Annotated in this window: 19 protein-coding genes; 9 read left to right on the forward strand and 10 right to left on the reverse strand. The window is 60.7% G+C overall.

Annotated elements, in window-relative coordinates:
- Positions 1–80: 80 nt before the first annotated feature.
- The 6 genes from AD666_RS16075 to AD666_RS16100 form a co-directional block, all read right to left on the reverse strand.
- Entirely contained in the window at positions 81–1,364 is a 1,284-nt protein-coding gene (locus tag AD666_RS16075) for an arsenic transporter (RefSeq protein ID WP_053153805.1), read from the reverse strand.
- A 32-nt stretch (positions 1,365–1,396) separates the two neighbouring features.
- On the reverse strand, positions 1,397–1,744 hold the full coding sequence (locus AD666_RS16080; RefSeq protein ID WP_053153808.1) for a metalloregulator ArsR/SmtB family transcription factor: 348 nt from the start codon (positions 1,742–1,744) through the stop codon (positions 1,397–1,399).
- Positions 1,745–1,864: 120 nt separating this feature from the next.
- Positions 1,865–2,491, reverse strand: coding sequence for a hypothetical protein (locus AD666_RS16085; RefSeq protein ID WP_053153811.1), 627 nt, complete (start codon positions 2,489–2,491; stop codon positions 1,865–1,867).
- Between the two features lie 240 nt (positions 2,492–2,731).
- Positions 2,732–3,061, reverse strand: coding sequence for a DUF6124 family protein (locus AD666_RS16090; RefSeq protein ID WP_053153814.1), 330 nt, complete (start codon positions 3,059–3,061; stop codon positions 2,732–2,734).
- Positions 3,062–3,488: 427 nt separating this feature from the next.
- The gene (locus AD666_RS16095) at positions 3,489–6,494 is read right to left on the reverse strand and encodes a hypothetical protein (RefSeq protein ID WP_053153817.1); all 3,006 of its coding nucleotides are present in this window, start codon (positions 6,492–6,494) and stop codon (positions 3,489–3,491) included.
- Positions 6,495–6,754: 260 nt separating this feature from the next.
- Positions 6,755–7,312: an NADPH-dependent FMN reductase gene (locus AD666_RS16100; protein WP_053153820.1), complete on the reverse strand. Its 558-nt coding sequence runs from the start codon at positions 7,310–7,312 to the stop codon at positions 6,755–6,757.
- A gap of 180 nt (positions 7,313–7,492) precedes the next feature.
- Here AD666_RS16100 and AD666_RS16105 point away from each other — a divergent pair, with 180 nt between their 5' ends.
- Both AD666_RS16105 and AD666_RS16110 read left to right on the forward strand, forming a co-directional pair.
- Entirely contained in the window at positions 7,493–7,726 is a 234-nt protein-coding gene (locus AD666_RS16105) for a hypothetical protein (protein ID WP_053153823.1), read from the forward strand.
- A gap of 78 nt (positions 7,727–7,804) precedes the next feature.
- Positions 7,805–8,698: a LysR family transcriptional regulator gene (locus tag AD666_RS16110; protein ID WP_053153826.1), complete on the forward strand. Its 894-nt coding sequence runs from the start codon at positions 7,805–7,807 to the stop codon at positions 8,696–8,698.
- Here AD666_RS16110 and AD666_RS16115 read toward each other — a convergent pair.
- The 4 genes from AD666_RS16115 to AD666_RS16130 form a co-directional block, all read right to left on the reverse strand.
- On the reverse strand, positions 8,664–9,278 hold the full coding sequence (locus AD666_RS16115; protein WP_053153829.1) for a GNAT family N-acetyltransferase: 615 nt from the start codon (positions 9,276–9,278) through the stop codon (positions 8,664–8,666). The genes AD666_RS16110 and AD666_RS16115 overlap by 35 nt on opposite strands.
- A gap of 270 nt (positions 9,279–9,548) precedes the next feature.
- The gene (gene dnaQ / locus AD666_RS16120; RefSeq protein ID WP_053153832.1) at positions 9,549–10,301 is read right to left on the reverse strand and encodes a DNA polymerase III subunit epsilon; all 753 of its coding nucleotides are present in this window, start codon (positions 10,299–10,301) and stop codon (positions 9,549–9,551) included.
- Positions 10,302–10,411: 110 nt separating this feature from the next.
- Positions 10,412–10,864: a ribonuclease HI gene (gene rnhA / locus AD666_RS16125; protein ID WP_053153835.1), complete on the reverse strand. Its 453-nt coding sequence runs from the start codon at positions 10,862–10,864 to the stop codon at positions 10,412–10,414.
- A 64-nt stretch (positions 10,865–10,928) separates the two neighbouring features.
- A complete protein-coding gene (locus tag AD666_RS16130) occupies positions 10,929–11,687 on the reverse strand; it encodes a class I SAM-dependent methyltransferase (RefSeq protein WP_053153838.1) in 759 nt (252 codons plus the stop codon).
- Between the two features lie 66 nt (positions 11,688–11,753).
- Here AD666_RS16130 and gloB point away from each other — a divergent pair, with 66 nt between their 5' ends.
- The 7 genes from gloB (at position 11,754) to AD666_RS16165 (ending at position 21,597) form a co-directional block, all read left to right on the forward strand.
- Positions 11,754–12,521 carry a hydroxyacylglutathione hydrolase gene (gene gloB / locus AD666_RS16135; protein WP_053153841.1) on the forward strand — a complete coding sequence of 256 codons (768 nt, stop codon included), beginning with the start codon at positions 11,754–11,756 and terminating at the stop codon, positions 12,519–12,521.
- 99 nt (positions 12,522–12,620) lie between these two features.
- Entirely contained in the window at positions 12,621–14,081 is a 1,461-nt protein-coding gene (locus tag AD666_RS16140) for a transglycosylase SLT domain-containing protein (RefSeq protein ID WP_053153846.1), read from the forward strand.
- A gap of 122 nt (positions 14,082–14,203) precedes the next feature.
- A complete protein-coding gene (locus AD666_RS16145) occupies positions 14,204–16,036 on the forward strand; it encodes an extracellular solute-binding protein (RefSeq protein WP_053153850.1) in 1,833 nt (610 codons plus the stop codon).
- On the forward strand, positions 16,033–17,886 hold the full coding sequence (locus AD666_RS16150) for an extracellular solute-binding protein (protein ID WP_053153852.1): 1,854 nt from the start codon (positions 16,033–16,035) through the stop codon (positions 17,884–17,886). Before AD666_RS16145 ends, AD666_RS16150 begins: the two co-directional genes overlap by 4 nt.
- A 4-nt stretch (positions 17,887–17,890) precedes the next feature.
- On the forward strand, positions 17,891–18,964 hold the full coding sequence (locus AD666_RS16155; RefSeq protein ID WP_053153855.1) for a microcin C ABC transporter permease YejB: 1,074 nt from the start codon (positions 17,891–17,893) through the stop codon (positions 18,962–18,964).
- A gap of 1 nt (position 18,965) precedes the next feature.
- Positions 18,966–19,985, forward strand: coding sequence for an ABC transporter permease (locus AD666_RS16160; protein ID WP_053153858.1), 1,020 nt, complete (start codon positions 18,966–18,968; stop codon positions 19,983–19,985).
- 1 nt (position 19,986) lies between these two features.
- On the forward strand, positions 19,987–21,597 hold the full coding sequence (locus AD666_RS16165; protein ID WP_053153861.1) for an ABC transporter ATP-binding protein: 1,611 nt from the start codon (positions 19,987–19,989) through the stop codon (positions 21,595–21,597).
- The last annotated feature ends 16 nt before the right edge of the window (positions 21,598–21,613 follow it).

Below are 21,613 nucleotides of genomic sequence, written 5' to 3' on the forward strand. Positions count from 1 at the left end.
CCTTCGCGAGCAAGCCCGCTCCCACAAGGGAATGCATTCCAATGTGGGAGCGGGCTTGCTCGCGAAGAGGCCGCCGCGGTCTAGAACGACAACCGCAAGGCCAGCGCCGCCAACGTCACCAGCAATACCGGCACCGTCAACACAACCCCGACCTTGAAGTAATACCCCCAGCCGATCCGGATGTCCTTGCGCGCCAACACATGCAGCCAGAGCAAAGTGGCCAGGCTGCCAATGGGGGTGATTTTCGGCCCCAGGTCGCTGCCGATCACATTGGCATAGACCATTGCCTCCTTCACCACCCCAGTGGTCTGACTGGCGTCGATGGACAAAGCGCCGACCAGCACCGTCGGCAGGTTGTTCATCACCGACGAAAGCAGCGCCGTCAGCAACCCGGTCCCCATGGCCGCGCCCCACACCCCATAGCCGGCGAAAACATCGAGCCACCGGGACAGGTAATCGGTCAGGCCGGCATTGCGCAGCCCGTAGACCACCAAATACATGCCCAGGGAAAAAATCACGATCTGCCAGGGCGCCTCTTTCATGGCCTTGCGGGTGGAGATCTTGTGGCCGCGAGCGGCGACCGCCAGCAGCAACGCGGCGCAGACAGCCGAAATCGCGCTGATGGGAATGCCCAGCGGCTCCAGGGCGAAACAGCCCAGCAACAGGATCGCCAACACCACCCAGCCGGCGTAGAACGTGGCCGTGTCGTGGATCGCACTCGCCGGGTCGTCCAGTTGATCCGGATCGTAATCACGGGGGATATCGCGCCGGAAGAACCACAGCAGGATCCCCAGGCTCGCCGCCACCGCCACCAGGTTCACCGGCACCATCACCGAGGCGTAGCGGTTGAAGCCGATGCCGAAGAAATCCGCCGACACGATGTTGACCAGGTTCGACACCACCAGCGGCAGGCTCGCCGTGTCGGCAATGAAGCCGGCGCCCATCACGAAGGCCAGGGTCGCCGCCGGGGAAAAGCGCAGGGCCAGCAGCATGGAGATCACGATGGGCGTCAGGATCAGCGCCGCGCCGTCATTGGCAAACAGCGCCGACACCAACGCACCGAGCAACACCATGAAGGCAAACAGTTTGCGTCCGTTGCCCCGCCCCCAGCGAGCCACGTGCAGCGCCGCCCAGGCGAAGAAACCCGCCTCGTCCAGCAACAGGCTGATGATGATCAGCGCGACGAACGTGCCGGTGGCGTTCCAGATGATGTGCCACACCAGGGCAATGTCACCGACCTGCACCACCCCGCTCAACAGGGCCAGAACGGCACCGAGGGTGGCACTCCAACCGACGCCCAGCCCCTTGGGTTGCCAGATCACGAGGGTAATGGTCAGCAGGAAAATCAACGACGCAATGAGCATGCACAACAGCCTTGAGGAAAATGTAGAAAAGATCAGCAGCAACGCACTGGACGGTCGGCCATCGCGGTCAAACGCCGGGCATCTTCCGCCAGCCACTCTGTGCTCGCCGCCAGCGCCTGCTCCAGCAGGGTGCCGACCCAGGCTGGCAATTGCGGGTGCAAACGGTAATAAACCCACTGCCCTTGCCGCCGGTCGCTGAGCAGGCCCGCATGACGCAACTGCGCCAGATGCCGGGAGATCTTCGGCTGGCTCAGGTCCAGGGCGGCGGTGAGTTCACAGACACACAACTCCCCTTCCCGAGCCACCAACAGCGCGATGCGGGTACGGGTGTCGTCGGCCAGGGCCTTGAAGATGTCGACGGGTGTGGGGGGATTGGGCATGGTGGGAGACTTCTGGATGAGCGAAGGGTGAATATATGGAAGTCCAAATATTCGGTAAAGCGGGGATCAATGCACCGATGCTGTTCACTCACAAGAACAGATAAATCAGGCAAGGCTTTTCTAATAATCACAGTACACCTGCATTGCATTCAGGGCCGTATCGTCACCATTGCCCTGATCAGGCTCCACTTTGGTCCGGAACCCTTTTATCTTTTTAACGCCCTCATCAAGGCAACTATAGAACCGGGTCCAATCCCCCCACGCAGCGGGCGGATCACCCACTAGAGTTTCCGACCCGCAAGTCATTTTGATATTGCCGGCAGCCGTATCATCCTTGGAGCCTTTTTCCTTATCCCTGCCCTGGAACCGCTCTACTTGAATGGCAAACCTGATAGCGGGGGCCTCCTGGCAGAGGTGATCCTTGCCCCAGGTTCCCCACCTCCCTTCGAGACTGCGAATGTACGTTTTCGCCCCGGTATTGGTGTCCTTACAGATGAGCTGGATTGCATTCAATGCCGAATCATCGCCACTGCCTTGATAGGGTTCACCCTTGACCCGGAAGCCCCAGACATATTGATTCGCAGGGCAGTAAGCAGGCGCGCCCCAATCTCCCCATGGACCTTGTTCTGAAGTGTCCGAAGGCACGGCCGCTTCGGCAGTTCCTAAGGTCAATAGAAAGAATGCGAGGACCAGCATTTGGGACAGATTCAGCACCGTTTGATCGGGAACTGTTAATGAATCGGTCATGGTCGGATTCCCTTTGTCGTGAAGCATTCAGACGATGGGGTTATCAGACCGCTGCCGGACCGGGACGGCTACTGTCAGAACTCACAGGTGGAAGCAGGTTTAAGACGAATGGCGAACTGGCACAAAACCTGTGGGAGCATAGCTTGCTCGCGATAGCGGCGGACCAGCTTGCATCCCTATTGAATGTACCGCCGTCATCGCGGGCAAGCCTTGCTCCCACAGGTTTATAGGCTGTATCGACTAGCGTGCGTCGACCTTATCCAGTGCGCGGTTCGCCAGCAGCCCACCCAGCTCGATCAACTGCTGGATGCCCAACGCCACATGCCGGCGCGAACCTTCCAGTTCGAAGGCCAGGTCGCTGATCATGGCATCGGCCGAGGCCAGGGTTTCGCTGAGGTTGGCGAGCAGGCATTCGGTGTCGATGCCGTTCACCACGGTGAAGAGTTGGCCTGGGGGTGGGTCGGTTTCGGAGTCGGGCTTGAGGTAGAAATCGAGGGCGCGTTTGGCGGCTTTGTCGAGGGCGCTCGATTCTGGATCGGCTTCTGGCGGATTGGGGGTAACTTTAAACATAAGATGACGCTCCATGTGTGCTCATAAGGAGCCATCACCCTTGCTACCAAACAAAGGGTGGCGGCCATACGAAGGTTGGTAGACCGGCCCACATGGAAAACCGGCGCGCCCGAAGACGCCCTGCGCATGGCCACCATCAGACAAGCCAAAAGGCATGCACAAGGTAACGCTATACGCCATGTGGAAGACGGGCTACCAAACCCGGTCGCTGATTCGTCAGCAACCCGCAAACGATAGAACCCGCCCCCCAGGCGCACAAGCCAGCGGATTCTGGCGCAGTTGTAGGCAATGGCGCAAGGCGGTGTAGCCGGAGGCTGAAGGATGGCGTTGTCGCGGTTTCGGCAAGCTCGGGCCTGTGAAAGCGAGTTTCCTCGCTTTCACAGGGTGTTTTGTCCTGAATAAATGCGTCGCCTTTTTCCCGGTCGGGTTAGGAATTCCACGTAATGGCAAGGACGAACAGCGCTAGATTACCGCTGAGTGTCCCTCTGCCGTTCGCTGTCAGCCGGTACCCAGTCGCTATTTGTCCAGCTAAAGTTGTGAAATTCCATGTGTCTTTGATTTCTCCCTCCTTGTGTATTCGCGAGTCGAGTACAACGTTCCCGCCCATGACCTCAATCATCACGCCTTGCTCAGGATTGGGAGTATCATGTTGATTGGTCCTGTACTCAATGGAGCATGATCTGGTTGCCCCCGCGCCTGGGAACTCAACGGTTACATGCGCTGTTCCAGGATGGGATACGAAGTTGAGGCCGAGGTATCCACCTAAAAAAGCGTGCTTCGGATCTACCAGTACATACGGCTCTTGGTCCACAGCGATGCAGGTCAAGGTCAAATCATGTGCGGTAACTCGTTTTTCTCCCGGCATTATCTGGTAGATGGATGGCTCATCTTCGAATGTCTCAGTACCGGTTGTGTACGTGCCAACCTTAACCGTATAGGTGCGCAGCGGAAAGGTAACCGCCTCACTCTGATTATTAGTGCGATTGAACGTCACCAGTAGCACAACCTTGAGATCAGAACCATCGCGAAGCTTCTCAAGCTCGCTCCGTGATAGCGTCGTGGAGAGCCCGCCGGCCACTTGGCTTGAGGTGACCTCTGAGCCGATATAAAGCGGAATCGTGTAATCCGAGCCATCGCTCGCAGTCCCTTCACACTTCAGCCAGACTCGTTGATCAACGGCAATCAACGGCCAGGGGGCGACAGTGACACGAGCATGTCCGGTAAATGTCCCCAGATCCAACTCCGTACCAAGTCCTCCCTGCGCCGCCTGCGGAATCAACGGTATCGTCAGGCTCGCCACCGGCATCGCTTGTACATTCAACACAAACGCATCCGACGGCGGCGACTCCACGCCGTTCTGGATCACCGTGTAGGTCACCGTCACCGCCTTGCCCAGGTTGAACGCCACCACGCTGTTGGGAATAGGCACCTCCCAGCCATCCCTGACCGGCCATTCCTCCGAGGTGTACGACCCCCCGGCCGGCGTGCCCGGTGCGCCGGTCCAGGTGACTTTGAGTTTGTCCTCGGGCAGCAGCGCGGCGTTGGCCGGCACAACGATGTGGAGCGAGTCCTTGGCTTGGACCGGGTTCAGGATGGCGCCGTTGGCCTCCTTGACCGAAGGGGCCCTGAGCTCCAGGGCCGACCCCACCGTCAGGTGCCGGACAATGGAGTTGCCCACCAAGGTCGTGCCACGAGTGACGGCGTAGCTGACATCCACGGTGCCATTGAGGTTCTCGGTCACGTACCTGAACGGCACGGTAAACGGCACCACTTTGCCCGCGGTGTTCGCGGTCAGTGTTCTTGTCTGATCAGGGGCATTGCTCGACGAACCGCGCCAACGCAGCACGACCTTGTCCTCCGGCAGGGTTGCGGTGTAGGTCGCGATCACGTTAGCGCCGATGGCGGGATTAACGTCGTCCGGGTTCAGTACGTCGTCGGGTGCTTCCACTACCGTCGGGATAGGCAATGACGGCGCGGCAACTCCCACGCTCAAAGCCAAATGCTCCGACTCGGGCTGGCCGTTCACGCTGTAGTACACCGTGAGCGAGCCGCCATCGAGCCGCTTGACCTGCTCTTTCGCCAGGTTCGCCAGCACCGGCGCGCCGACCGCCTCCCCGCTGACGATGGCGGTCACTTCATGGTAGGTCGGCAGCGTGGTGGAAGTGCGCCCGTCGCACACGATGATGATCTCGTCGCCGTCGGTTCGCCCTGGGTAGTACGGAATGGACAGGGTGTAGAAATTCAGGTCCGGATCCAGCGTGCCGCCCACGGCTTCCACAATGTCGGGGGCCAGGTATTGGCGGGTGTCGCCGATCACCGTCACGGAGGTGGTTTTCGAGGGAAGATCCTTCTCGCCACTGCGGATCCGCACGTAACCCACCGTGGCTCGCCCTTTGGCGATGGCCGCAACATCGGCATAGGGAATGGTGAAGTCATAGAAATAGGGAATGGTTTGAACCGTTTCCTCCAGCGGGCCGACGATCACCGGCGTACTGTCGGCGGCCGTGCCGCGCCAAGTCATGCGCAGCACATCACCTATGACGTGCTCGTAGCGGTTGGCGGTGACTCGGACGGTGACCGGGTTCCCGGCCAGTTCGGCAAGGTCGATTTCCTCGACGGGGAAGCCATTGACCAGCACCAGCGGCGGGTCGAGCCGGTTGTTGTTCACATCTACCAGAAGATAGGTGACCGCCGACCAGCGCCAGTACCCGCCCGGATAGTTGCCGCACTCGTCCACCACCTGATAGGCCACGGCAAGGGCATCGCTGTCGTCGGCTCGCTCGATGACCTCCGGGGGAATGGTGATGATGATCTCCTGCCCCACCTCGCCATCGGCCACCGTACGATAGACGTTCTCGTTGCCCCAGGCCACATTGATCCGGTCATTACGGCGCATGAATTTGTAGGGCTTGATGGTGATCTGCACACCCGCCGCGGCCTCGATGGGGCCGACGCCGTTATCGATAATGTCCTGGGGAATCGAATATTCCAGACCCGAGTGACCCGGGGTGCCCTGGTCCTCATCGAAACCGCCGGGTGGGTCGAGTTTGACAAACAGCTTCCACTTCGGCTGAGACTCTATGGGCAGCGTGGCGCCTACCCGCAGCACGCTGTAGAACACTGGAAAAGCGTCGCCTCTGACGATATGCCCCTCATCGATCCGAAAAGTCAGTCGCTCGTTCTTCTGGTTCAGATCGATGGTGGTGCTCCAGACCGGCGTTGTGCTGTCGCTCCAGTAGAGGCTGAAGGCGTCGCCGATCTCCATGTCGGTCCAGGGATCGACAACGCAGAGCAGCCCACCTTCCACCAGCCTGGCCGGAATGCCGGCATCAAAGTCCTCGACGGACAGTGTCCAGCCCGGAAACCAAGGCGGATCAAGGCCTGCCAATGATTGGCTGTTTGGCGAATAACGCGGGGGAAATCGCTTTTCCATGGAGAACACCTCGATGCTTGAGGGGTTGCCAATAAAGCAATAGAGGCGACGTGACCGAGGAATTATTAAGACGCGTCGAGATGGGAGCGTCTACTGTCAGGAATGACAGGTTGAAGCAGGTCTAAGACGAGAGGTCGGCTGACGCGAAACCTGTGGGAGCATAGCTTGCTCGCGATTGGGGTGAATCAGTCGACAACTGCTGTGGCTGGTCCGCCGCTATCGCGAGCAAGCTTTGCTCCTACAGATTCAGGGCCTATCGACTAGCGCTTTTTATGCTGTTCGACCCACTTGCCGTAAGCATCGATGAATTTCTGCAAAATCGGCCTCAGCGACTCGGACAGATTTCCCGCCTCGTCGAATGCGGCCCCGGCGCCCCCCAGATAGGCTTCCGGCTGTTGCATGCAAGGCACGTCGAGAAACACCAGGGATTGACGCAAATGATGGTTGGCACCGAAACCACCGATGGCCCCCGGCGATGCGCTGATCACCGCGCCAGGCTTGCCGCTCAGGCAACTCTGGCCGTACGGACGGGAGCCGACGTCGATGGCGTTCTTCAACGGGGCCGGCACCGAGCGGTTGTATTCAGGCGTGACGAACAGCAGGGCATCGGCGGCGCCGACCTTCTGACGAAAGGTCTGATAGGCCGCTGGCGGCGTGACATCGAGGTCTTCGTTATAGAGCGCCAGCTCGCCGATCTCGACGATTTCCAGCTTCAGGTTGGCCGGCGCGAGATCCGCCAGGGCCAGCGCCACTTTGCGATTGATCGACGCCTTGCGCAGGCTACCCACTAAAACAGCCACTGTGTAGACATTACTCATTGGTGTTCTCGACTCGGGATTAGGGAGCCCTATTTATAGATGATCGGGCGGACTATTGGACCAGCGGAAAACCGAAAACCTGCCGTCTGGACTATTTTTTTCTTGTAGGAAAACTTACCGCGAGTGAGCAAGGTCTACAGAACCGCAAATCGAGTGATCTATTTCCAGAGGTTCTAAGCAATGGCAGCAGTACAAGTCGGACAGTTTCATGCGCGAGACGCTGAAGGTCGCGTCTATTCGGTGTATGAATTCCAGGAGTCGACCCCGTCGCCGGACGGTAATGGCAAGGAGCCTGTCACTACTTACAAGTTGGCCATCGGGGACCGAGTCAACAAGGTGGACAACGACCGGTTTGTACTGGTGCAGTCAGGGATCGAACTGACACGCGAACCTGAAACCTCCATAGCGTTATAAGTTAAGCAGAAGTCGTACCTGGACTTGGGTTAGGATTCAGCCACTCAACGGCCTACCCGCCCAACATGGACTTCCTGCATGCGTTTACGCCACATCGAAGTGATCCAGGCGCTGTTGCAGACCGGCCACCTCGGCACGGCGGCCGAATGGCTGCAACTGCCGACGGCTGAGGTCGAGGCGATCCTGCGCGACGCCGAGGCCCAGTTGGGCTTCATGCTGTTCGCCAGTGTACGCGGGCGACTGCAAGCCACTCGGGAAGCCCTTGATTTGCGCGAAGGCATCACGGGCGTGTATGACGCCCTCGAACCGGTACAACGGTTGGCCGCCAGCCTGAAGCACCATCAAGCGCCTCCGCTGCGGATCATCTGCACCCCGCCGCTGGCCCAGCAATTGTTGCCCCGCAGCATGGCCGCCCTGCGTCGTCGTTATCCGGATGCCCCCTGCACGCTGCTCAGCCAGCCGACCCGCGACATTGTCCGTAGCCTGCTGTTGCGCGACAGCGACCTGGGCCTGAGCCTGCACGATCCCGAACACCCGGACATTCATTGCCAGGTGATCGCCCAGGGCAAACTGCAATTGCTGGCGCCCCACGGCTGGTTGCAACCGCGACAAAAGTACATCTCCCTACAGGATCTGGCGGGTCAGTCGCTGGTGGGGCTGGAAGGTCACGATCCGTTGAGCCCCGCATTCGACAACAAGCTGGGGGCGTTGCGCCCGGCGCCGCTGGTCCAGATTCGCGTACAAACCCATCAGATGATGCGCGCCATGGTCGAGGCCGGCGAAGGGCTGGCCATCGTCGACCCCTTCACGGCCTCGGGCGCCAAGGAGGGTGGGCTGGATGTGTGCCCGGTGTCGCCCGCCGTTCCCATCAGCCTCTATGCCCTGCATCTGAACGACACGGCGCCCTCGCCTACCCTCCAGTCGCTGCTGGAACTGATCAGGGAACAAGCCGAGGCGTTGCTGAGCCACTGACCGACATGCCCAGCGGGTCATCGAACAGCCGGTACCAGAACAACGCCACCTCGGCGGTATGCCGGTCGATGCCGCGATAACGCAGGTGATCGATGCCGCCCAGCACGTAACCACAACGTTCATAGAGCCGGCAGGCCCCCAAGTTGTTGTTCTGGGTTTCGAGCATGATTCCCGGCAGTTTTTTCTTGCGGCTCCAGAACTGGGCGACGTCGAGCAACGCCCTGGCCACGCCATGGCGACGGGCCGGGGCATGCACCGCCAGTTCGTCGATGTGAGCGAAACCGTTCCAGTTGGTGCTGATCACTAAATGGCCCACCGGCTGGTCGTCCAGGTACGCCATGAAGATTTCGCTGTCCGGAACACCGTGGAAGCCGCTGAACTCTTCAGGATCGATGCCATAACACTTGCTGTAAGGAACGATAGGAGTGATCGGCCACTGGCTCACCGGACGACCGATCTGTGCCGTGCCGTAGGCGTTGACTTCGAAACTGAAATCGCTGCCCCAGATATAGGCAGCGAAGCCGTCATCGACGACCCGCACCGACAGGCCAGGATGTTTGGGATTCACGACCGGTTGCATGCTGGGAAAGCTCCTCATTCCATGAGGCAATCAACGGCACGGCGCCATCTATTGCTCTTGCCTATCGAAACGTCGTACATCAAGCGGGATCCATAGCCTGTCCGTGCCCTCAGGGTAGAAGGTATGGGCGATTGTGGCGAGAAATGAATACAAACAACGCCCCTTGTGGGAGCGGGCTTGCTCGCGAAAGCGGTGGCTCAGCAACCATCTTTATGACACACCGCCTTGGCGAGCAAGCCTGCCCCCAACGGGCATCCGATCGTCAATCCCTCACTGGCCAGCCTCAGCCAACTGCGTCCACAGTGCCGGAGCGCCGGCCGACTTGGCGATGGCTTCCAGACGCGCGGCATGTTCGGCGAGGTCGCTTTCACTGGCGCGGATGATCCGGGCAGGCCGGCGATCAGCAGGCAAACGGCGGATTTCCGAAGCCTTGTTGCCCGAGCCTTCTCCGGTGCCATTGCCATCCGAGGCGTTGCCTGCCAGGGACAGGCTGGTCTGACCACCGGTCATGGTCAGGTAGACGTCGGCCAGAATCTCGGAGTCGAGCAAGGCGCCGTGCAGTTCACGACCGGAGTTGTCGACGCCATAGCGCTTGCACAACGCATCGAGGCTGTTGCGCTGCCCCGGATGCCGTTCGCGGGCCATGACCAGGGTGTCGAGAATGGTGCAATGCTGGCTGATATCGGCCCGGTCGTGCTGGCCCATCAACGCGAATTCGTTGTTGATGAAGCCCACGTCGAACGCCGCGTTATGGATGATCAGCTGAGCGCCCTGGATGAACTCGAAGAACTCGTCGGCCACTTCGGCGAAACGCGGCTTGCCCACCAGGAATTCATTGGTGATGCCGTGAACGCCGATGGCGCCCTCGTCACTTTCGCGGTCCGGTTGCAGGTACACGTGGAAATGGCGACCGGTCAGGCGCCGGCCGATCAACTCGACACAACCGATTTCGATAATCCGGTGACCATCGGTCACCGGCATGCCGGTGGTTTCGGTATCCAGTACTACAGATCTGTTGGCCATCAGTGTTCAGTTCTCAGCGGGCAGGCTTGCAAAAGCACGGATCTTAACACGCTGCGGGGAATGACTGACCGCAGCTTTTGCTGGCTGTAACTTTTGTGGACAGGGTTGAATCAGGCCTGTTTGTAACCACGCACCTCATCCACCCCGCGATTGGCCAACTGGTCGGCCCGTTCGTTACCGGGGTGGCCGATGTGGCCACGCACCCATTTCCAGGTGACCTTGTGGCGGTTGACCTGCTCATCCAGCAGCATCCACAGGTCGGCGTTCTTGACCGGCTCTTTCGCAGCGGTCTTCCAGCCGCGCTTTTTCCAGTTCGCCATCCACTCATTGATGCCTTTCATCACGTACTGCGAATCGGTCACCAGCAACACGTCACAGGGCCGCTTGAGTTCTTCGAGGCCACGAATGGCGCCCATCAGTTCCATGCGATTGTTGGTGGTATTGGCTTCGCCGCCCCAGAGTTCCTTTTCAACACCCTTGTAAATCAACAGCGCCCCCCAGCCACCCGGGCCGGGATTGCCCTTGCAGGCGCCGTCAGTGAAAAGTTCTACGCTATCGCTCATGCGGTCTGTCCAGAAAAAACACAGGCCCGCCGGCGATGATACCGGTCAGGCCATGGAAAATAGGTTATGGCTCGATATGGCGACGATTGACCTTGGCCATCGGCAAGGGAATCAGCTTGCCCATCGGCTCGCGCCGCACCTGGCGCACCGGGCGCAGCCCGACGGCGATCTTGCGCGCCACCAGAAGATAGAAGCCGCCGCCGGACAGTTGCCAGCCGCCGGCCCGGCGTTCCCAGCCAGCCAGACGAGCCTGCCACTTGGGCGACGCGAGCGGCGGACGATAGCACCCGAAGCGGCGTTTCTCCAGCGCGAAGCCCAGCAGGTTGAGCCAGTCGCCCACCCTCGACGCCGAGATGCAACGGGCCTGGCGCAAGCCGTCGTGGGCGAATACATGGCGCAGGCCCCAACTGCTCCAGGGATTGATGCCAATGATCACCAGGTGCCCGCCGGGACGCACGCTGCTGGCGGCCTCACGCAACAAGCCGTGGGGCGACAGGCAAAAATCCAGGCCATGCTGCATCACCACCACGTCGGCGGCGTGCTCGCTCAAGGGCCACGCCTGTTCTTCACAGACGATCTCGACCCCTGGCAGCGGCGCCCCCAGGCGAACATTGCGCTGGACCTGCGGCGCAGCCGGTGGCGTCTGTGCCGACGGTCCGTAATGCACCAGGTAACCGCCAAAGAAACGGCCCAGCTCGTCCTCGAGCATGCGCCGCTCCTCTTCCAGCAGCAATTGCCCGACGGGGCCGGATAGCCATTCACGGGCCGCGCTGATCAGCGCCAGCCACTCGGGATCGGCCTGAGCGAACGCTTCATCGGTCATTTACATTCTCCAACGCGCCAGGAAGTTCTAAGATGCGCCTTTGTTTTCCGCTTGGCGAATTCCGCGATGATACAGATCAGTGCACTGCCCGCGTTCACCGATAACTACATCTGGTTGTTACAGGATCACGCCACCCTGCGCTGCGCCGTGGTCGACCCGGGCGACGCCGCGCCGGTGCAAGCCTGGCTCGAAGCCCATCCAGGCTGGGCCCTGAGCGACATATTGGTCACCCATCACCACCATGACCATGTCGGCGGTGTCGAGGCGTTGAAAAAAGCCACCGGTGCTACGGTCTATGGCCCGGCCAGCGAGAACATCCCGGCGCGGGATGTGGCGCTCGGGGACGACGACCGGATCAACGTGCTCGGGCTGGACTTCGACGTCTTCGCCGTGCCCGGCCATACACTGGGCCATATCGCTTATTACCATCATGGCCTGCTGTTCTGCGGCGACACCCTGTTCGCCGCCGGCTGCGGGCGCCTCTTCGAGGGTACGCCCGACCAGATGCATCGCTCGCTCGGCCGGCTCGCCGCCCTGCCCGAGGATACGCTGGTGTACTGCACCCATGAATATACGTTGAGCAACTTGAAGTTCGCCGCCGCGGTGGAACCCGACAATCCTGACATTGCCGCCCGTCTGGAAAAAGTCGCCCGCCAGCGCAGCGACGGTGTCATGACCCTGCCCTCGACCCTGGCCCTGGAAAAACGCACCAACCCCTTCCTGCGAACCGCTGAAACATTAGTTAAACAAAAAGCAGACGAACGGAACGGCCAGCGAAACGGGACGCCGAGTGAGGTTTTTGCGGCCTTGAGGGCTTGGAAAGATAAGTTCTAAGCCCGTCGTCCGGCGATACAAAAATTCTGAATGGTTGACCTGTTGGGGTGCGCTTTCTAGAATCGGCCGACATTTTTGCCCGGAACTTACTTCCAGCCAATGTCGTCATCCATACGTAGGTCCGTTCAGTCAGACACATTGACCCGCTTGGCTCAAGCCATTGCGGTGGCCGTGTCCGCCACCCTGGCGGGCTGCCAGAGCACGGGCCAGGTGCCGCAGACCGACGCGGCCACGCCGAAGAACATGGCTGCCCGCGCCAAGCAGAAGCCTGTATGGCTCAGCGAGAAGCCCAGCCCCCAAGTGCCCCAGGATATCTGGGAGCGCATGCGCCAGGGTTTCCAGCTGCAGGAAACCGCCGGCGTGAACCCGCGTATCGAGCAGCAACGCCTGTGGTTCGCCAGCAACCCGTCCTTTCTCGAAGGCGCCGGCGAACGCGGCAGCCTGTACATGCACTACATCGTCGAGCGCCTCGAAGAGCGCAACATGCCGCTGGAACTGGCGCTGCTGCCGGTCATCGAAAGCGCCTACAACCCCATGGCCTATTCCCGGGCCAATGCCGTCGGATTGTGGCAGTTCATCCCGTCCACCGGGCGCTACTTCAACCTGCGCCAGACCCGTTTTTACGACGGGCGACGTGATATCACGGCGTCCACCACGGCCGCCATGGATTACCTGACGCGCCTGCACGACATGTTCAACGGCGACTGGCTGCTGGCACTGGCCGCATACAACGCCGGTGAAGGCACCGTCAGCCGCGCCATCGAGCGTAACGAAAAACTGGGCCTGCCCACCGACTACTGGAACCTGCCGCTACCGGCCGAAACCCAGGCCTATGTGCCCAAGTTGCTGGCGCTGTCCCAGGTGGTGCTGTCTCCCGATGCCTATGGCGTGAACCTCAACCCGATCGCCAACGAGCCCTATTTCCAGGTCGTCGAGATCAACCAGCGCATGGACCTGTCCAAGGTCGCGGCAGTGGCGAACATCGACGAAGACGAGCTGTTCCAGCTCAACCCCGCCTTCAAGCAACGCACCACCATCGACGGCCCGCAACACCTGCTGGTACCCACCTCCAAGGCCCAGTTGCTGACGGCCAGCCTGTCGACCATGCGCCCCGAAGAGCTGATCAGCCAACGCTCGCTCAAACCGGTCTTTGAAACCGCCGGTGACGGCGAGGAAGTCGCAGGCGCCCGGCGCACCTACCGGGTCAAGCGCGGTGACAACCTGGCGCAGATCGCCAAGGCCAACAACGTCCAGACCAAGGACCTGCAGCGCTGGAACAAACTCAGTGGCAACAGGCTCAAGGTCGGCCAGACCCTGGTGATGCAGGACGTCAAGGCCACCAAGGCAACCAAGAACACTGGCAAGCGAATCAACACCGTGGTCGCGGCCAACAGCAAGAACCAGAAGAAGCAGACCCAGTACAAAGTCCAGCAAGGGGACTCGCTGTACGTGGTGGCCAAGCGCTTCAACGTCGAAATGCAACACCTCAAGCGCTGGAATCCGCGCATGGGCAAGGCCCTCAAGCCCGGGCAAATGCTGACGGTCTACTCTCCACATTGACACCGGACTCCTGTGGCGAGGGGATAAATCCCCTCGCCACAGCCCCCCGCCTTTTTCCTGCCGATACAAGCTGTTACTGTACGGGCCATAAAAGCCCAAGCCGCCTGGATCGGATCTCAGACTTGATACATCCCCTCCTCCTGCTCCTGATCAGCCTGGCCTTGAGCTCTTCCGCCAGCGCAGCCATCAGCGAAAGCCATGGCTATGCGCAGTTCGGCACGCTCAAGTACCCGGCCAGATTTACCCATTTCGACTGGGTCAACCCGCAAGCGCCCAAGGGCGGTACCTTGCGGGTCATGGCATTTGGCACCTTCGATACGCTCAATCCCTACACATTCAAGGGCAGCAGCCCGGTTTCCACGGCGAATTTCCTGCAATACGGCATCAACGAGCTGAACGAACCGCTGATGGTCGGCACTGGCCAGTACGCGCCGTCCGGTGATGAACCGACCTCCAGCTACGGCCTGATCGCCCAGTCGGTGGAGTACAGCGAGGATCGCAGCTGGGTGGTGTTCAACCTGCGACCCGAAGCACGGTTCCACGATGGCGTACCGATCACTGCCTATGACGTAGCGTTTTCCTACCGGACGTTGCTCAAGGACGGCCACCCGCAATACCGCACCAACCTTCAGGAAGTGCTGCGGGTCGACATCCTCAATCCACTGAAAATCCGCTTTGTGTTCAAGCGGGCGGGCAATCCGTTGTTCATCCTGCGCCTGGGCGAATTGCCGGTGCTGCCCCAGCATTACTGGAAAGACCGCGACTTCAAGGCCACCAGCTTCGAACCGCCCCTGGGCAGCGGTCCCTATCGCATCACAAAGGTGCAGCCTGGACGCCAGCTGGTGTTCGAAAGGGTCAAGGATTACTGGGGCAAAGATCTGCCGGTCAACCGGGGCAAATATAATGTCGACCGAATGGAGGTTGAGTTCTATCGCGACAGCGACGTCGCGTTCGAAGCCTTCAAAGCCGGTGAGTTCGATATCTATATCGAGCACCAGGCCAAGAACTGGGCCAATGGCTATGACTTCCCGGCCGTCGACCGCGGCGAGGTGATCAAGGCGCAGATTCCCCACCAGATCCCGACCCAGACCCAGGGCCTGTTCATGAACACCCGGCGAAGCACCTTCGCCGAGGTCAAAGTACGTGAAGCGCTGGGGCTGATGTTCGATTTCGAGTGGACCAACCGCACGCTGTTCAGCAGCGCCTACAAGCGCACTCTGAGTTACTACCCCAACAGCGAGTTCTCTGCCAGCGGCCTGCCGGTGGGCCACGAATGGCTGTTGCTCAAACCCTACCGCGAGCAATTGCCGGCGCGGTTGTTCAGCGAACCCTTCAGCCTGCCCCAGACCGACGGCCGTGGCATCCCGCGGGAAACCCTGCGCAAAGCCCTGGCACTTCTGAAGGAAGCCGGATGGACGCTCAACGGCCAGCGCCTGGTGAATGCCGACAGCCAACCCCTGCGCTTCGAGATCCTGTTGGTGAACCCGAACCTGGAACGCATCCTCCAACCTTATGTCGAGAACCTCGCCAGCATCGGCATCCAGGCCCGGTTGCGCACGGTAGATCGTGCCCAATACAAGCAGCGCCTGGACCAGTTCGATTTTGACATGATCCTGCTGACCCTTAGCCAGACCCTCAGCCCGGGTCTTGAACAATGGCAGTACTTCCACTCCAGCCAGGTCGGGGTCAAGGGCAGCAAGAACTACGCCGGGATCGCCAATCCCGTGGTCGATCATCTGCTGGAAAAGCTCCTGGCCGCCCAGACCCGCGACGAACAGGTGGCCGCCGGCAAGGCCCTGGACCGCGTGCTGTTGTGGCAGCACTACTGCATTCCCAACTGGTACCTCAATTATCATCGCCTGGCGTACCGCAACCGGTTCGCCTTCGTCACCACGCCGCCCTATACCCTGGGCCTGAGCGCGTGGTGGTTGAAATCTTCGGAGAAAGATCAATGAAGCCTTTTCGTGCCCTGCTCATGCAGGCCGGTGGCCTGCTGTTCGCCGGGCTGGCCTGCGCCGCCCCGCAGCACGCCGTGACCTTGTACAACGAGCCGCCAAAGTATCCGGCCAATTTCAAGCATTTCGACTACGTGAACCCCGATGCGCCCAAGGGCGGTATCTTTCGCCAGGGCGGGTTTGGCGGTTTCGACAGCCTCAATCCATTCATCAGCAAGGGCGTGCCGGCCGATGACATCAGCCTGATCTACGACACCCTGGCCAAGCAGGGCCTGGACGAACCCATTACCGAATACGGCCTGATCGCCGAGAAAATCGAGAAAGCCCCGGACAACGCCTGGGTGCGCTTCTACCTGCGCCCCGAAGCGCGTTTCAACGACGGCCATCCGGTGCGCGCCGAAGACGTGGTCTTTAGCTTCCAGACCCTGACCAGGGACGGCGCGCCGTTGTACCGGGGCTATTACAACGACGTTGCCGAAGTCATCGCCGAAGACCCGCTCAAGGTGCTGTTCAAGTTCAAGCACACGAATAACCGGGAATTACCACTGATCCTCGGCCAATTGCCGGTACTGCCCAAGCATTGGTGGGCCAACCGCGATTTCAACAAGGGCAACCTGGAAATCCCGCTGGGCAGCGGCCCCTACCGGGTCACCGAGGTGAAGGCCGGGCGTTCGATCCGCTATGAGCGGGTGAAGGACTACTGGGGCAAGGACCTGCCGGTCAACCGTGGCTTCTACAACTTCGACGTGCTGACCACCGACTACTACCGCGACAACACCGTCGCGGTCGAAGCGCTGAAAGCCGGGCAGTTCGATTTCTGGCTGGAAATGAGCGCCAAGAACTGGGCCAGCGCCTACAACATCCCCGCCGTGACCGAAGGGCGGCTGATCAAGGAACAGATCCCCAATGGCAACCCCACCGGCATGCAGGGCTTTGTCTTCAACCTGCGCCGCCCGGTGTTCCAGGACGTGCGAGTACGCAAAGCCCTGAGCCTGCTGCTGGACTTCGAGTGGACCAACAAGCAATTGTTCAGCGGCGCCTATACCCGCACACGCAGCTATTTCGAGAATTCGGAGATGGCCGCCACCGGCCTGCCCGGCGAAGACGAACTGAAGATCCTCGAGCCCCTTCGCGGCAAGATTCCCGAGCAAGTCTTTACCGAAGCCTTCCAGCCATCGATGTGCGATGGCAGCGGCATGATCCGCGACCAGCAGCGCAAGGCGTACCAACTGCTGCAGGAAGCCGGCTGGCGCATCGTCGACGACAAGATGGTCGATGCCCAGGGCAAACCGGTGGTGCTTGAATTCCTACTGGCCCAGACCGAATTCGAGCGGGTGCTGTTGCCGTTCAAGCGCAACCTCAGCGACCTGGGTATCGAACTGGTGATCCGCCGGGTGGACGTGTCCCAGTACATCAACCGCGTGCGCTCGCGGGATTTCGACCTGGTGGTGGGCAGCTTCCCGCAGTCCAGCTCGCCGGGTAACGAACAGCGCGAGTTCTGGATGTCGGCGGCCGCCGACAGGCCCGGCAGCCGCAACACCATGGGCCTGAAGGATCCTGCCGTGGACCAGTTGGTGGAGCAACTGATCAACGCCGACTCTCGCAAGAGCCTGGTGGCCCATGCCCGTGCGCTGGACCGCGTGCTGCAATGGGGCTACTACGTGATCCCCAACTGGCACATCAAGACCTGGCGCGTGGCTTACTGGAACCATATCGGCCACCCCAACGTCACGCCGACCTATGACATCGGCACCACCACCTGGTGGGTCAAGCCGGACACCAAGCCTGCCGAAGAAGTGGAACAGGTCATCGAAAAACAGAACAACGCTGCCCCGGCGAGCGTGGAGTAACCCGATGCTGGCTTATATCTTGAGGCGGCTGCTACTGATTGTCCCGACGCTGTTCGGCATCCTGCTGATCAACTTCGTCATCATCCAGGCCGCGCCCGGCGGGCCGGTGGAACAGATGATCGCCAAGCTCGAAGGATTCGAAGGCGCCACCAGCCGCATCGCCGGCGGCGGCGCGGAAGTGTCGGTGGCCGGTTCCGCCTATCGCGGCGCCCAGGGCCTGGACCCGGCACTGGTCAAGGAAATCGAGCGCATGTACGGCTTCGACAAGTCGGCGCCGGAACGCCTGTGGATCATGATCAAGAACTACGCCCACCTGGATTTCGGTGACAGCTTCTTCCGCGACGCCAAGGTCATTGACCTGATCAAGGAGAAGATGCCGGTGTCCATTTCCCTCGGGCTATGGAGCACACTGATCATGTACCTGGTGTCTATTCCCCTGGGGATCGCCAAGGCCACGCGCCACGGCAGTCACTTCGACGTATGGACCAGTTCGGCGATCATCATCGGTTATGCAATCCCCTCGTTTCTGTTTGCCATCCTGCTGATCGTGGTGTTCGCCGGCGGCAGTTATTTCGACTGGTTCCCGTTGCGGGGGCTGACTTCCAACAACTTCGATGAACTGACCCTGGGCGGCAAGATCCTCGACTATTTCTGGCATCTGGCGTTACCGGTGACGGCGCTGGTGATCGGTAACTTCGCCACCATGACCCTGCTGACCAAAAACAGCTTTCTTGACGAAATCAACAAACAATACGTCGTCACTGCTAAAGCCAAGGGCCTGACCCGCAATCGCGTGCTTTACGGCCACGTATTCCGTAACGCGATGCTGTTGGTGATTGCCGGCTTCCCTTCGGCGTTCATCGGCATTTTCTTCACCGGCTCCTTGCTGGTGGAAGTGATCTTTTCCCTCGATGGCCTTGGACTGATGAGCTTCGAGGCGGCCATCAATCGCGATTACCCGGTGGTGTTCGGCACCCTGTTCATCTTCACCCTGCTGGGTTTGGTGGTGAAACTGATCGGTGACCTGACCTACACCTTCGTCGATCCGCGCATCGACTTCGAAAGCCGGGAGCATTGAGATGAACCTGTCCCCCCTCAATCGCCGTCGCTTCGAGTTGTTCAAGGCCAACAAGCGCGGCTGGTGGTCGCTGTGGCTGTTCCTGATCCTGTTCGTACTGAGCCTGGGCGCCGAATTGATCGCCAATGACAAGCCGCTGGTGGTGCATTACGACGGCGGCTGGTATTTCCCGGCCCTCAAGCGCTACCCGGAAACGACTTTCGGCGGCGAGTTCCCGCTGGAAGCCAACTACAAGAGCCCGTACATCCGTGAACTGCTGGCGACCAAGAATGCCTGGGTGGTGTGGGCGCCGATTCCTTTTAGCTATCAGAGCATCAACTACGACTTGAAGGTGCCGGCTCCTGCGCCGCCCTCCTCGGTGAACTGGCTGGGCACCGACGACCAGGGCCGCGATGTCTTGGCGCGGGTCATCTATGGGTTCCGCATCTCGGTGCTGTTCGCCCTGACCCTGACCCTGCTCAGTTCCATCGTCGGCGTGATCGCCGGGGCCCTGCAAGGGTTCTACGGTGGTTGGGTCGACCTGGCGGGCCAGCGGTTCCTGGAGATCTGGTCGGGGCTGCCGGTGCTTTATCTGCTGATCATCCTGGCCAGCTTTGTCCAGCCCAATTTCTGGTGGTTGCTGGGGATCATGCTGCTGTTTTCCTGGATGAGCCTGGTGGACGTGGTGCGCGCCGAGTTCCTGCGTGGGCGCAACCTGGAATACGTGCGCGCCGCCCGAGCCTTGGGCATGCAGAACGGCGCGATTATGTTCCGCCACATCCTGCCCAACGCCATGGTCTCGACCATGACCTTCATGCCGTTCATTCTCACGGGCGCCATCGGCACCCTCACCGCCCTGGATTTCCTCGGCTTCGGCCTGCCGGCCGGCGCACCGTCCCTGGGCGAACTGGTGGCCCAGGGCAAATCCAACCTCCAGGCGCCCTGGCTGGGCATCAGCGCGTTCGCCGTGCTGGCGATCATGCTGAGCCTGCTGGTGTTCATCGGCGAGTCCGCTCGCGATGCCTTCGATCCGAGGAAGTGACATGAACCAGGACAATCTGATCGAAGTACGCGACCTGTCGGTGGAGTTCATCGCGGGTCAACGCAACCAGCGGGTGGTCGAGGGCGTCAGTTTCGACATCAAGCGTGGCGAGACCCTGGCCCTGGTGGGCGAAAGCGGCTCGGGCAAGTCGGTGACCGCCCACTCGATTCTGCGGCTGCTGCCCTACCCGCTGGCTCACCATCCCACCGGTGTCATCCAATATGCCGGCCAGGACCTGCTGAGCCTGAAGGAAAAGACCATCCGCCACATCCGCGGGAACCGGATCGCGATGATTTTCCAGGAGCCGATGACATCCCTCAATCCGCTGCACTCCATCGGCAAGCAGATCAACGAGGTGCTTGGCATCCATAAGGGCCTGGTCGGCAAGGTCGCGACCCGCCGGACCCTGGAGTTGCTGGAGCTGGTGGGCATCCCCGAGCCCCACAAGCGTCTCAAGGCCCTACCCCATGAACTGTCCGGCGGCCAGCGCCAACGTGTGATGATCGCCATGGCCCTGGCCAACGAGCCGGAACTGTTGATCGCCGACGAACCGACCACCGCCCTGGACGTCACTGTCCAGCTGAAAATCCTCGATCTGCTCAAGCAATTGCAGGCCCGATTGGGCATGTCGCTGCTGCTCATCAGCCACGATTTGAACCTGGTGCGAAGAATTGCGCATCGTGTATGTGTCATGCAGCGCGGTTGCATCGTCGAACAGGCATCGTGCGAGCAATTGTTCCGCGCGCCACAGCACCCGTACACCCGGGAACTGTTGGCCGCCGAGCCCAGCGGCAACCCGGCAGCCAACGTTGTCGGCCCGCCGCTGCTGGAGGTCGAGGACCTGAAAGTCTGGTTCCCGGTCAAGAAAGGCCTGTTCAAGCGCACCGTGGATTACATCAAGGCAGTGGACGGGATCCGCTTCAGCCTGCCCCAGGGCCAGACCCTGGGCATCGTGGGCGAAAGCGGTTCCGGCAAATCCACCCTGGGGCTGGCGATTCTGCGGTTGATCGGCAGCCAGGGCGGGATCCGGTTCGAAGGCAAGCAGCTCGACAGCTTGTCCCAGCAACAGGTCCGGCCACTGCGACGGGAGATGCAGGTGGTGTTCCAGGACCCGTTCGGCAGCCTGAGCCCCCGGATGTGTGTGGGCCAGATCGTCGGCGAAGGCCTGCGGATCCACAAGATGGGTACCGAAGCGGAACAGGAACAGGCGATAATCGCGGCACTGAAGGAGGTAGGCCTGGACCCGGAAACCCGGAACCGCTACCCCCATGAATTTTCCGGAGGGCAACGGCAGCGTATCGCCATTGCCCGGGCCCTGGTGCTCAAGCCGGCGTTGATTCTGCTGGACGAACCGACGTCGGCCCTGGACCGTACCGTGCAACGCCAGGTGGTGGAGCTGTTGCGGTCGCTGCAAAGCAAGTACAACCTGACGTATCTGTTTATCAGCCATGACCTGGCTGTCGTCAAAGCGCTGAGCCACCAATTGATGGTGGTCAAGCATGGCCAAGTGGTCGAACAAGGTGATGCCCGCAGCATATTCGCCGCGCCGCAACACCCCTATACACAGCAGTTGCTGGAGGCCGCCTTCCTGGCCCCAACAGCTGCCGAATAACCTGAAAGAGGAGCAA

Origin of the sequence: Pseudomonas sp. Pf153 (assembly GCF_001269775.1) — a bacterium.
GTDB lineage: Bacteria > Pseudomonadota > Gammaproteobacteria > Pseudomonadales > Pseudomonadaceae > Aquipseudomonas > Aquipseudomonas uvaldensis.